The organism is Lysinibacillus parviboronicapiens (genome assembly GCF_003049605.2).
Taxonomy (GTDB): Bacteria; Bacillota; Bacilli; order Bacillales_A; family Planococcaceae; genus Lysinibacillus; species Lysinibacillus parviboronicapiens.
The window spans coordinates 1,207,445-1,220,888 of record NZ_CP073713.1; the positions used below are offsets into that span (position 1 = coordinate 1,207,445).

A 13,444-nucleotide genomic window follows, 5' to 3' on the forward strand; every position below is an offset into this window, starting at 1 on the left:
GCAAATGGCAGGAGATGTGTTATCCCAATCTGAGATAGATGCGCTTCTTTCGGCAATATCAACCGGAGAAATGTCAGCGGATGATATAAAAAAAGAAGACGAGGTGCGCAAGGTTAAAGTATATGACTTTAAACGAGCGCTACGCTTCTCAAAAGATCAAATCCGAAGTTTGACCCGAATACATGAAAACTTTGCACGACTATTGACTACTTTCTTTTCTGCACAGCTCAGAAGCTATGTACAAATTACCGTAGCATCAGTAGACCAAATACCATTTGAAGAGTTTGTTCGTTCGATTCCGAATATGACACTCATAAATGTGTTTGAAGTGCCACCACTTGATGGTAATATATTGATGGAAATAAATCCGAATATTGCCTACTCAATGCTAGATCGTCTAATGGGCGGTAGTGGGGCGAGTCATAGTAATGTTGATAATCTAACAGAAATTGAAACAAAAATTATGACAAACCTTTTTGAACGTTCATTCGATAATTTACGGGAGGCATGGGAAAATGTCGCTGAAATCGATCCGATTTTAGTAGAACTGGAAGTGAATCCTCAATTTTTACAAATGATTTCACCCAATGAAACGGTTGTCGTTATTTCATTAAATACGATTATCGGAGAGACAAGCGGTATGATTAATATATGTATTCCGCATGTTGTATTGGAACCAATTGTACCTAATTTATCGGTACGCTACTGGATGCAGACAAATACAAAAGAGATGTCTCCAGAGCAAACAAAAATGCTTGAAACACGTGTAAAACAAGCACAGTTACCACTTTCTGTAGAGTTAGGGATTACAGACATTACTATTGAAGATTTCCTAATGATGCAAACGGGTGATGTTATTCAGTTAGAACAAAAAATTGAAGAGCCTCTAATACTTAAAGTAGGAACATTACCTAAATTCACGGTACAGCCCGGAAAACAAGGTAAAAAATTAGCAATCCAGATTATCGACCCTTTGAAAGGAGGAGACGAAGATGAGTGATGAAATGCTCTCCCAAGAAGAAATTGAAGCGTTATTAAGGGGCGAGACGTTGGAAGATAAAAACAGCGACACCGAAGCTTCTGCAAATGATGAAATGAATGAAATACGAGTAGAGGACTACCTAGATTCGTTTGCTCAAGATGCATTAGGTGAAGTAGGAAATATATCTTTTGGTAGCTCTGCTACAGCACTTTCAGCGTTATTAGGTCAAAAAGTAGATATTACTACCCCAAGTATTTCAATGATTAATCGCAATAAATTAGAAGAGGAGTTTCCTCATCCTTATGTAGCAGTACAAGTTGAGTATACGATTGGTTTAACAGGTATGAATTTACTTGTAATTAAACAATCAGATGCTGCTATTATTGCAGATTTAATGTTAGGCGGGGATGGATTAAATCCAAAGCCTGACTTAGGCGAAATTCAGCTAAGTGCAGTACAAGAAGCAATGAACCAAATGATGGGTTCGGCTGCAACGTCTATGTCGACAGTATTTAACAAAAAGGTGGACATTTCACCACCAACTATAGATTTAATGAATATTTCTCAAAATGAAGGTCGAGATAATATTCCGGAAGACGATTTACTTGTGAAAGTATCATTCCGACTCCGAATTGGTAATTTAATTGATTCGAATTTAATGCAATTACTACCACTGAGATTTAGTCAAAACATTGTAAAGTCTCTATTAGGAGAAACAGAGCCCGTTGAAGAGCCTGTGGCTGCAACAATTGCACCAGAAGCGCCGCCAGTAGCTCCGCCACCTGTGCAACAAGCGCCGCCGCAACAACAACCTGCAGCGCCTGTCCAACAGCCAATGCACCAACAACCTGCACAGCAACCAATGTATCAAGAACAACAGCTTCATACATCAGCAAGACCTGTACAACCTGTCAATGTTCAACAAGCACAGTTTGCTAGCTTTGATCCAAATGTAATCTCGCAATCTGAAGCTAGAAATTTAAATATGCTACTTGATATTCCATTGCAAGTTACTGTAGAGTTAGGACGTACGAAACGTTCTGTTAAAGAGATTTTAGAGCTAGCTAGTGGATCGATTATTGAGCTAGATAAATTAGCTGGGGAACCAGTCGATATTCTAGTAAATAGCCGTTTAATCGCTAAAGGCGAAGTTGTTGTTATTGATGAAAACTTCGGTGTTCGCATTACAGATGTTTTAAGTCAAGCAGAGCGTTTAAATAATTTAAGATAGTTTCAATTGGAGGAGTTAACCATGTCTAAAAGAATTTTGATTGTAGACGATGCTGCATTCATGCGCATGATGATCAAGGATATTTTATCGAAAAATGGATTTGAAGTTGTAGGGGAAGCAGCTGATGGTTTACAAGCTGTAGAAAAATACAACGAATTAAAACCAGATTTAGTAACAATGGATATTACGATGCCTGAAATGGATGGCATTGCTGCTCTTAAAGCCATTAAGGGGACAGATCCAAGCGCTACTGTAATCATGTGTTCAGCAATGGGACAACAAGCAATGGTAATCGATGCAATTCAAGCGGGTGCAAAAGACTTTATCGTTAAGCCTTTCCAAGCAGATCGAGTAATTGAAGCGATTCAAAAAGCTCTAGGATGATTGCATGCAAATGTTAAAATCATTTCGTCTTACGATGATTTTTGCATTTCTTGTACCCTTCCTGTTTTTGTACCCAACATCAGCTTCTGTTTACGCTGACTCCGATACAAATAGTATTGAGTACTGTATGAAAAATCCAGAAGCTTGTAAAGATGACTCAGAACCAGCTGCTAAAGAAGATGCAGTTGTCTCCGCAGCTGGCGATGTGTCTACATGGGAATACATAAAAATGGTTTTGGCGCTTATTTTTGTTGTAGCTTTATTTTACGGGTTAATGAAATTCTTAAATAAAAGAAATTTAACCTTTCAACGGAATCAAATGGTACAAAATTTAGGCGGTTTATCGTTAGGTGCACAAAAATCTGTGCAACTTCTACAAGTTGGAAAATCACTATATTTGATTGGTGTCGGTGAGGACGTACAACTGTTACGTGAAATTACAGACCCTCAGGAAGTAGAAGCACTACTAGCACTCTATAACGAACGACAAGAATATGCAGCAACATCACCTTATATAGCTGAATTGTTTTCGAAGTTTAAGAAAAAAAATACACATAGTTCAACAACACAACAAAATCAGGACTCGTTTGGAGAACTATTTGAAAAAAAGATATCTGAAATTAAACAGGAGCGTAGTGAGGAACTAGAGAAATGGAAACAAAAGGAGAATGATGAAAAATGAATGATGTAGTCGATATCCTTTCTGGTAGTGATCCGGCCAATGTTTCCACCTCTGTTAAACTACTATTATTATTAACGGTATTATCACTGGCACCAAGTATTTTAATTTTAATGACTTCATTTGCAAGAATCGTAATTGTGTTGTCGTTTGTGCGTACAGCACTGGCAACCCAACAAATGCCTCCTAATCAGGTCATTGTCGGTCTAGCTTTATTTTTAACATTTTTCATTATGGCTCCAACTTTCCAAGAGGTGAATAAAGAGGCCTTACAGCCATTATTTGCCGAGGAAATAGACCTAGAAGAAGCATACGATCGCGCAAGTGAGCCTTTCAAGGAATTTATGAGTAAGCATACAAGGCAAAAGGATCTAGATTTATTTTTAAAGTATAATCAAGCAGAAAAACCGGCATCGGTGGAAGAAATTCCATTAACAATGCTCGTACCTGCTTTTGCCTTGAGCGAAATAAAAACAGCATTTCAAATTGGTTTTATGATTTTTATTCCATTCCTTGTTATCGATATGATTGTTGCTAGTACGTTAATGTCGATGGGGATGATGATGTTACCACCGGTTATGATTTCATTGCCGTTTAAGATTTTATTATTTGTACTTGTCGATGGCTGGTACCTCGTAATGAAATCCTTACTACAAAGTTTTTAGGGGATGATACAGTATGACAGGTGAAATGGTCATTTCAATTGCAGAGCGTGCCATTATGATTATCCTTCTAACAAGCGGACCGCTATTATTAGTTGCTTTAATCTCTGGTTTAGCGGTAAGTATTTTTCAAGCAACAACTTCAATTCAAGAGCAGACATTAGCATTCGTTCCAAAAATCGTCGCGGTATTAGTGGCCATTGTATTCTTTGGTCCATGGATGTTATCACAAGTAACGAGTTATGCGAGAGACATTTTTGAGAATTTAACGCGTTACATAGGGTGAGTGCATGAATGAATTAATCCCTCAAATAACCGTTTTCTTATTAGTACTTGTACGTGTAACAGCTTTTTTTGTCACTGTACCTTTTTTTTCGTACAGAACAATTCCGCAGCAAGTACGAATTACTCTCGCATTCGTTTTAGCTTGGATGATGTATTATACAATCGACGTAGAGCCGTTTCTTTTTAATGGTGATTACATACTTTTAGTGATGAAGGAAGCACTTATTGGGCTGTTACTTGGTCTAATAGGCTACATCGTCATGTCGGCGATTCAAATCGCCGGTAGCTTTATTGATTTCCAAATGGGGTTTGCTATTGCTAATATTATTGATCCGCAGACGGGGGCACAAAGCCCATTAATTGGACAATTCTTCAATACGCTAGCACTACTATTACTAATAGCGATTGATGGACATCATATGATTCTAGATGGCATTTACTATAGTTATCAATTTTTACCGATGGATCAAGGGTTCCCTAATTTTGCGAATGAAGAGTATATCCAGTTTATCATGACAACATTTACCGCCGTCTTTGCTATTGCTTTCCAAATGGCTGCACCGGTTGTAGCAACATTGTTTTTAGTCGATTTGGCGCTAGGAATAACCGCAAAAACTGTCCCGCAATTGAACATTTTCGTTGTTGGTTTCCCAATTAAAATTGGTGTCAGTTTTTTAGTGCTTTTCACAATGATGGGCGTTATGATACAAGTCATTCAAAAGCTTATTACAATTATGATCTACGCTATGCGAGATTTAATGGCAATTTTAGGTGGTGGATAAAATGTTGCTACTACTGGATTTAGACTTACAATTTTTTGCAGGTGAAAAAACAGAGAAGGCGACACCTAAAAAACGGCAAGATGCACGTAAAAAAGGTCAAGTCGTCAAGAGTCAGGATATATCAAGCGCTATTGTTATGCTCATGGTATTTATCTTTCTCTTCTTCTTTGCGGGCTCACTAATAGACGAAATTTTAGCTTTTTTTAGACAAACCTTTATTCATAACATACGTGTAGAAACACTAACCATTGATAGTGTTATGCGCTTATTTACAGAAACATTAACGGAAATGGCGTATATTATCGTGCCAATTATGGCCATTGCCTTTGTAGGGGCATTAGCAGGGAACTTTCTACAGTTTGGTTTCTTATTTACATTAGAACCGATGAAATTTGATTTAAAAAAAATGGACCCCATTAAAGGGTTAAAAAAAATATTTTCTGTTAAAGCAATTGTTGAACTATTAAAATCAGTATTGAAAATTTCCTTTATTGGTGGGGTTACAACAATTATTATTTGGTCAAATTTACCTGAAGTATTAGCCTTATCCTTTAAAAGTCCGTGGATGACCCTTATTACAGTTGGGAAACTCGTCGGTATTATGGGTATTGCAGCTTCGCTTGTCTTACTTTGTGTATCCTTATTGGACTGGATGTACCAAAAACATGATTATGAAAAAAATCTTAAAATGTCCAAGCAAGACATTAAAGATGAATATAAAAATAGTGAGGGTGACCCACTTATCAAATCAAAAATCAAACAACGTCAGCGCGAAATGGCGATGCGTCGGATGATGTCAGAGATTCCAAGTGCAGATGTGGTTATAACAAACCCAACTCACTATGCGATTGCTCTAAAATATGATGAGGAAAGTATGGATGCCCCTCGGGTGGTCGCAAAGGGCACAGACTTTGTTGCCCAAAAGATTAAACTGATTGCGAAAGAACATGATGTCATTATGGTTGAAAATAGACCATTAGCACGTGCGATGTATGATCAGGTAGAAATTGGCGATCAGGTACCGGATGAATTTTTCAAAGCAGTAGCAGAAGTACTCGCTTATGTTTATCGTATTAAGCGTAAAATTTAAAGCTTTTATGTAGGAGGGACACAAATGAAGGTTCGCGATATAGGGGTTTTAGGTGCGGTTATTTTAATCGTAGCGATGCTCATCATCCCTCTTCCTCCTTGGATGTTAAGTTTCTTAATCGTCATTAATATTACTTTAGGATTAATAGTACTATTAACAGCAATGAGTATGAAGGAAGCGTTAGACTTTTCGATTTTCCCTTCAGTTATTTTACTGTTAACCTTGTTTCGACTTGGACTGAGTGTATCCACAACGCGTGCGATTTTAGCAACCGGGGATGCAGGTTCTGTAGTTGAAACATTCGGGGATTTCGTAGTCGGCGGGAATGTTCTCGTTGGTCTAGTCGTATTCTTAATTCTTGTGTTAATTCAGTTTATCGTTATTACAAAAGGGGCGGAACGTGTAGCAGAAGTAGCAGCACGTTTTACGTTAGATGCGATGCCTGGTAAACAAATGAGTATTGACGCTGACTTAAACGCAGGGGTTATTTCAGAGCGCGAAGCGCGAGAACGTCGTGATAAAGTAGCGGGTGAAGCGGATTTCTATGGGGCGATGGATGGTGCCACGAAATTCGTTAAAGGGGATGCCATTGCCTCTATGGTCATGGTTATTATCAACTTATTATTTGGTATCATCATCGGTGTTGTGCAAATGGGTTTACCATTCGCGGAAGCCGCAACCCATTTCTCCAAGCTGACAGTGGGCGATGGTATCGTTTCACAAATTCCAGCATTACTCATCTCTACAGCGACAGGGATTGTTGTAACACGTGCATCTTCTAAAGGCAGTCTTGGCGAAGATATTATGGGCCAGCTATTTGCTCAAGCAAAGTTACTTTATGTTGCCGGAGGTACAATTATCCTACTTGGCCTATTCACACCAATTCCTGACTGGATTACACTACCAATTGGTATTGCGTTAATTGCGGGTGCCTACATGATGGAACGTAAGAAGCCTGAGGATGAAGAAGAATTACTTGAAATTGAGGAAGAAGTGGCAACAGACGGCATGAAGAGCCCTGAAAATGTTGTGAATTTATTAAATGTGGACCCGATTGAGTTTGAATTTGGATATGGTTTAATACCTTTAGTAGATGCTGCACAAGGTGGAGACTTGTTAGACCGTGTCATCATGATACGCCGCCAGCTAGCGTTGGAACTAGGTATTGTCATTCCAGTTGTTCGTATTCGTGATAATATTCAGTTACAGCCAAATGAATACCGCATTAAAATAAAAGGAAATGAGATGGCAAGAGGCGAACTGTTACTTGATCACTATTTAGCCATGAGTCCAGGAGATGATGATTCAATTGAAGGTATTGAGACAGTTGAACCGTCATTTGGTCTACCGGCAAAATGGATTACAGAGCAAGTTAAAGAGGATGCTGAAATGTTTGGTTATACAGTCGTGGATCCACCGAGTGTTGTGTCCACACATTTAACTGAAATGATTCGCGCAAATGCGCATGAATTATTAGGTCGTCAAGAAACAAAGCAATTAATAGATCATTTACGCGAAACACATCCAATTTTAGTCGAAGAATTAACACCTGCTCCGCTATCGACTGGAGAGATTCAAAAAGTACTGGGCAAGCTTCTTCGAGAAAATGTATCGGTGCGTAACTTGCCAATTATTTTCGAAACGCTTGCAGACTATGCAAAATTAACGAGTGATACCGATATATTAACTGAATACGTACGTCAGTCATTAGCGCGCCAAATTACATCGCAATATGTAGGGGACAGTGCGTCATTGAAAGTCATTACTGTATCAGGTAAAGTAGAGAAAATGATTGCTGATAGTATTCAGCAAACAGATCATGGGAATTATTTAGCAATGGATCCACAAGATTCTCAAATTGTGTTAGAGTCCATAGCAGCTGAGGTAGAACGTGTTTCCTTTATGGAACAATCGGCTATTATTTTATGTTCACCAGCAGTTCGTATGTATTTACGTCAGCTGACGGAACGTTATTTCCCGCAGATTCCAGTTCTTTCTTATAATGAACTTGATGCTACGGTTGAAATTCAAAGTGTTGGGGTGGTGAATGTTGAGTGAAAATGAAAAAATATTACGCATCTTCCATACCAGAAGCAATGAAACTTGTACGTGCTGATTTAGGCGAAGACGCTGTCATTTTGAATTCAAAAGTAGTGGTAACTAAAAAGTTTTTTGGACTCGTAAAAAAGAAGAGTTTTGAGGTAGTAGCAGGGATTGATAAAATGGAGCCAAGCAATATGGCACCAGCACCTACTGCTACTCTTGCAACACCTCAATCAAGTAAAGAAAATGCAAGTTTACAAGAGATTACTAATGCTGTGCAAGCAAAGATTCATCCAGTACAACCAAAGCAGGACACGACCTTGCAAGAGGAGACAGGTATTCCTGAAGAATTGAGGAAGGAAATTGCAGATTTAAAATCTTTAATGCAATCGATGCATAAGAAGACGACCCAAGCTCAATATCCCGATGAACTCTTACCCTTCATTGAATACTTAAGACAGCAAGAGCTAAATGAGGAGCTCATCACAATGATTGGTGATGAGCTTTTTATGCATTTTAAAGAAGCAGCCGAAATCAACTTTTCACAATGCAAATTGATTACGAAAAACTTATTGCGCAAAAAACTTGAAGGTCTACCAATAGGCGGTTTAACCTATGAAAGAAAGTATATTAATGTTCTAGGCCCAACAGGTGTAGGAAAGACAACAACCATTGCTAAGATGGCAGCCAGAGCGGTTTTAGAGAAAAAGAAAAAAATAGGCTTTATTACTACGGATACTTACAGAATTGCTGCTATAGAGCAGTTAAAAACGTATGCGGGTCTTTTACAAGCGCCTGTTGAAATTGCCTATAATGCAACAGATTTTGAACAAGCTATCCAACGATTGTCCCATTTGGATTTAGTCTTTATTGATACAGCAGGTCGAAACTATAAAGAAGTAAAGTATGTTGATGATTTACAGCGACTTATAAAGTTTGACGATCAAGCTGAATCCTTTTTAGTGCTTGCTATGACAGCAAAAGAAAAAGATATGACGGACATTATTGACCAGTTTAAGCAGTTGCCAATTGAAAAAATAATTTTTACAAAGATTGATGAAACAAATTCTATTGGCACAATGATTAATTTAATGATTAAATATAATAAAGGACTTGCTTACTATACGAATGGTCAAGAAGTACCAGAAGATATTGAAGAAGCTGAAATAGAAGAAGTTCTTAATTTGTTTTTCCAAGGTGAAGAAAAATGAGAGACCAAGCTGAAACATTGCGCTTGAAAATGCTAAGACAGCAAGGTGAATTAGGTAGAGCAATCGCTGTTGTAAGTGGAAAAGGTGGAGTTGGAAAAAGTAACTTTTCAATGAATTTTGCAGCTACATTAGCGAGTAAAGGGAGAAAAGTTGTAATCGTAGATATGGATATTGGCATGGGCAATATCAATATACTAATTGGAAAAAATGCTTCTTATAGTTTTAAAGACTACTTAGAAGGAAACAAGCTACTAGATGAGGTAATGTTTGAAGGTCCTTATGGTTTGCGATATATCTCTGGGGGATCGGGTATGGCGAGTGTGCTGGAATGGTCAGATGGAATGTTTGAACAATTGATTCATGCTTTTGAAAAATTGCAAAAAAACTTCGACTATATTGTGTTTGATATGGGAGCAGGTGCAACTAACTGGTCACTCGATTTGCTAACATCAATAGATGAAATCATTGTGATTTCGACAGCCGAACCAACCTCCATTACAGATGCTTATTCAATGATGAAATATATTCATGGACGAGATATGGATAAGCAAATTTATATTCTTTGCAATCGTGCTTTTTCTAAAGAAGAAGGAATTGAAACAAATGAACGTTTAAAACTTACTATGAAACGTTTTTTAGACAAAGAGGTCACGGTGTTAGGCTCGTTACCTGAGGACACCGTTGTGCGGAAAGCTGTGCGCGAGCAAGTGCCATTTTCGATTGCATACCCAGATGCCCTTATTTCAAAGACACTTCAACTTATAGTGGCTCGTTTTATGGAACACCGTGTAGAGGAAGTGCATGGACATGAACAGTCTGGGAGTAAATTTTTATCTAAACTTAGAAATATTTTTTCGAAAGGGCGTGATTAATTGGACTTTTTACATAAAAGCAAGTTATTAGTAGTAGATGATTCTGCTTTTATGCGAAAGCTAATTAGTGACTTTTTTGTTGGGAATTCGAAGGTTGAGGTAGTTGGAACAGCACGAAACGGCAAAGATGCGATTAAAAAAATCCAAACATTAAAGCCGACAGTTGTGACAATGGACATTGAAATGCCTGAAATGAATGGACTTGAGGCGTTAAATGAAATTATGGCCATTTGTCCTGTACCTGTGGTCATGCTTTCAAGTACAACTCAACGAGGGGCTGAAAATGCATTAACAGCAATTGAATATGGAGCGGTTGATTTTGTCGCAAAGCCTAGCGGAACAATATCTCTTGATTTACATAAAATCCAAAATGAACTTGTCCACAAGGTTGAACAAGCATCATTGGTACCTATCTCCAAATTGAAAAAGCCTGCCGGTAGCAAAAAACAACAAGTACCAACGTTAACAGCGAGTACCATAAAAAAAGAAATACTAAACGAACGAAAAGTGGCTCATTCAGTCCCTATTTCGACACTAGTACCTGAGGTAAAAAAGCCACATATGGAATGGAGTAGAGTAAGTAAGAAAATTGTGCTTATTGGGACATCTACAGGTGGACCGCGCGCTCTACAGGAAGTGATTACAAAAATTCCTAAAACGATACAAGCGCCAATTTTAATTGTCCAACATATGCCGGCTGGTTTTACAAAATCATTGGCTTCCCGCTTAAATCAATTAAGTGAGATTACTGTAAAGGAAGCAGAGCAAGGTGATATTTTACAAAATGGAGTGGCCTATATCGCACCCGGTGGGTATCATTTGAAACTAAGAAAAGTAGGCACCTCTTTTGGTGTCGTCCTTGATAATAATGAACCACCACGTTCCGGACATCGCCCATCAGTAGATGTCATGTTCGAAGACGTTAGCCAAATTAAAGATTTTGATAAGGTAGCAGTCATTATGACGGGTATGGGCCATGATGGCTCAAAAGGATTAAAAGCATTAAAAAGTACTGGGAATGTGATTGCTATCTCAGAGTCAGCTGATACTTGCATAGTGTATGGTATGCCGAAAGCTGCGGTGGAAACGCAGCTTGTCGATGAAGTTGCTGATGTTGATGATATTGCACAAATAATTATGAAATATTTGCCTTAAAAGGGGTGTCCTCTTATGGAAGTCAATCAATATTTAGAGATGTTTATCGAAGAAAGTAAAGAGCATTTACAAGCTTGTAGTGAACATTTATTAGAATTAGAAAAAAACCCAGATGATTTGGCCATTGTTGGAGAAATTTTCCGTTCCGCTCATACATTAAAAGGTATGTCAGCGACGATGGGCTACGAAGATTTAGCAGATTTAACGCATAAAATGGAAAATGTATTAGATGCCATTCGAAATGAAAAAATCCATGTATCACCAGAAATTTTAGATGTAGTTTTTGAATCTGTAGACCATTTAGAGGAAATGGTTATGGATATTGCAAACGGTGGGGACGGCAAACGAGATGTTTCTTCAACCGTAGCACAATTAAAGCGTATTGAGTCAGGAGAAGAAGCAGTTACTGAAGTTGTTGCAACAACAATTGACACGCCATCTGTAGCAAGCGTCTTAGAATATGATAGTTTTGAACAAACAGTCATTACGCAATCTGCTGAACAAGGATTTAATGCTTTTGAAATTTCAGTACGCCTTCGTGAAGATTGTCTATTAAAGGCAGCACGAGTATTTATGGTATTTGAGATTTTAGAAAAGGACGGAGATGTCATTAAATCTTCGCCAACAGTAGAGAAGCTAGAAGATGAACAATTCGATCAACAATTTTATGTGGCCTTTGTAACAAAGGAATCCGCAGAGGATATGCAGAAAAAATTAATGAAGGTTTCTGAGGTTGATGAAGTTATTGTTGCAAACATCAATCAAGAGAAATTCAGCGAAAAAGAGTATGAGGCTCACAAAGAAGTAGCAGCGACAGCAACGCTAGAAGAGGTAGCTACACCAGCGCCTACACCTGTACCTGCAAAGTCTGCTACACCTGTTAAAGCAGAAAAAAGTCATGCTCCTGTTGGAAATAAGACAATTCGTGTGAATATTGAACGTCTTGATATATTAATGAACTTATTTGAAGAACTTGTCATCGATCGTGGACGTTTACAGTCAATTGCTACTGAAGTAAATCATGGTGAGCTAAATGAAACGGTTGAGCGTATGAGCCGTGTAATGGGTGATTTACAAACAATTATTTTAACGATGCGAATGGTTCCAGTTGAAACAGTGTTCAATCGTTTCCCAAAAATGATTCGTCAGCTATCGCGTGACTTAAACAAAAAAATTAATCTTGACATTATTGGGGCAGAAACCGAACTGGACCGTACCGTAATTGATGAAATCGGAGATCCACTTGTTCACTTAATCCGTAACTCTGTCGATCATGGCATTGAAAATCCAACAGCACGCCGTGCGAAGGGTAAGCCAGAGGAAGGAACAGTTGTATTACGTGCTTACCATAGCGGTAACTATGTCTTCATCGAGATAGAGGATGATGGCGCAGGCATTAATCGCGATAAAGTACTAGCAAAAGCGATTTCAAAAGGTATTGTCACACAAGAACAATCCTTCTCGATGTCTGATAAACAAATCAATGAACTAATTCTCGCTTCAGGCTTCTCTACAGCAGATGTTATTTCTGACGTATCAGGTCGTGGCGTTGGTTTAGACGTAGTAAAAACTACCATTGAATCATTAGGTGGTAATATTTCGATTGAATCTACTCAAGACGTAGGCTCTATTTTCTCTATTCAATTGCCTTTAACATTATCAATTATTTCAGTCATGTTAGTGGAAATCGAAAAAGAGATTTATGCAATTCCGTTATCATCGATTATTGAAACATCTATTATCCGTTCATCAGATATTATGAATGCGCATAACCAAAAAGTAATCGACTTCCGCGGCAAAGTTGTACCACTTGTATTCTTAGAGGAAATCTTTGAGGTGCCTCGTAAAGAGCTGCAAGATGACGAATTCCATTCAGTAGTTATTGTTCGTAAAGGTGAAAAACTTGCTGGTTTAGTTGTAGATTCATTCATTGGCCAACAAGAAATTGTACTGAAATCATTAGGAAATTACTTAACAAATATCTTTGCAATTTCTGGCGCGACAATTTTAGGTAATGGTAAAGTGGCCCTAATTGTAGATTGCAACGCACTTATTAAATAAGGTGAAT

13 protein-coding genes are annotated in these 13,444 nt (G+C 38.1%); all 13 read left to right on the forward strand.

The genetic code is table 11. The features are described from left to right. Window positions 1–4 precede the first annotated feature (4 nt). Genes fliM through C9J31_RS05715 form a run of 13 tightly spaced genes read left to right on the forward strand, consistent with a single transcriptional unit; the run spans window position 5 to window position 13,437 of the window. Entirely contained in the window at window positions 5–1,000 is a 996-nt protein-coding gene (gene fliM, locus C9J31_RS05655) for a flagellar motor switch protein FliM (protein WP_107923075.1), read from the forward strand. Further along, window positions 993–2,213, forward strand: coding sequence for a flagellar motor switch phosphatase FliY (gene fliY / locus C9J31_RS05660; RefSeq protein ID WP_054767137.1), 1,221 nt, complete (start codon window positions 993–995; stop codon window positions 2,211–2,213). Before fliM ends, fliY begins: the two co-directional genes overlap by 8 nt. A gap of 21 nt (window positions 2,214–2,234) precedes the next feature. Continuing rightward, window positions 2,235–2,597, forward strand: coding sequence for a response regulator (locus tag C9J31_RS05665; RefSeq protein ID WP_004269288.1), 363 nt, complete (start codon window positions 2,235–2,237; stop codon window positions 2,595–2,597). Between the two features lie 10 nt (window positions 2,598–2,607). Next, window positions 2,608–3,279 (forward strand): flagellar biosynthetic protein FliO, encoded by a 672-nt coding sequence (locus C9J31_RS05670; protein ID WP_238602000.1) that lies wholly within the window; start codon window positions 2,608–2,610, stop codon window positions 3,277–3,279. Beyond that, window positions 3,276–3,941 (forward strand): flagellar type III secretion system pore protein FliP, encoded by a 666-nt coding sequence (gene fliP, locus C9J31_RS05675; protein WP_107947766.1) that lies wholly within the window; start codon window positions 3,276–3,278, stop codon window positions 3,939–3,941. Before C9J31_RS05670 ends, fliP begins: the two co-directional genes overlap by 4 nt. A gap of 13 nt (window positions 3,942–3,954) precedes the next feature. Next, complete coding sequence (fliQ, locus tag C9J31_RS05680; RefSeq protein ID WP_024362021.1) at window positions 3,955–4,224, forward strand: flagellar biosynthesis protein FliQ; 270 nt, start codon at window positions 3,955–3,957, stop codon at window positions 4,222–4,224. Window positions 4,225–4,228: 4 nt separating this feature from the next. Continuing rightward, window positions 4,229–5,005, forward strand: coding sequence for a flagellar biosynthetic protein FliR (gene fliR, locus C9J31_RS05685; protein WP_107947768.1), 777 nt, complete (start codon window positions 4,229–4,231; stop codon window positions 5,003–5,005). A 1-nt stretch (window position 5,006) separates the two neighbouring features. After that, window positions 5,007–6,095, forward strand: coding sequence for a flagellar biosynthesis protein FlhB (flhB, locus tag C9J31_RS05690; protein WP_107923072.1), 1,089 nt, complete (start codon window positions 5,007–5,009; stop codon window positions 6,093–6,095). A 24-nt stretch (window positions 6,096–6,119) separates the two neighbouring features. Beyond that, window positions 6,120–8,153 carry a flagellar biosynthesis protein FlhA gene (gene flhA, locus C9J31_RS05695; RefSeq protein ID WP_107947770.1) on the forward strand — a complete coding sequence of 678 codons (2,034 nt, stop codon included), beginning with the start codon at window positions 6,120–6,122 and terminating at the stop codon, window positions 8,151–8,153. Further along, the gene (gene flhF, locus C9J31_RS05700) at window positions 8,150–9,349 is read left to right on the forward strand and encodes a flagellar biosynthesis GTPase FlhF (protein WP_107947772.1); all 1,200 of its coding nucleotides are present in this window, start codon (window positions 8,150–8,152) and stop codon (window positions 9,347–9,349) included. The genes flhA and flhF overlap by 4 nt, the downstream gene beginning before the upstream one ends. Beyond that, on the forward strand, window positions 9,346–10,221 hold the full coding sequence (locus C9J31_RS05705) for a MinD/ParA family protein (RefSeq protein ID WP_107923069.1): 876 nt from the start codon (window positions 9,346–9,348) through the stop codon (window positions 10,219–10,221). The genes flhF and C9J31_RS05705 overlap by 4 nt, the downstream gene beginning before the upstream one ends. Further along, on the forward strand, window positions 10,222–11,376 hold the full coding sequence (locus C9J31_RS05710; RefSeq protein WP_107947774.1) for a protein-glutamate methylesterase/protein-glutamine glutaminase: 1,155 nt from the start codon (window positions 10,222–10,224) through the stop codon (window positions 11,374–11,376). A 15-nt stretch (window positions 11,377–11,391) separates the two neighbouring features. After that, window positions 11,392–13,437, forward strand: a complete 2,046-nt coding sequence (locus C9J31_RS05715; protein ID WP_107947776.1) for a chemotaxis protein CheA — start codon at window positions 11,392–11,394, stop codon at window positions 13,435–13,437. Window positions 13,438–13,444: the final 7 nt, after the last annotated feature.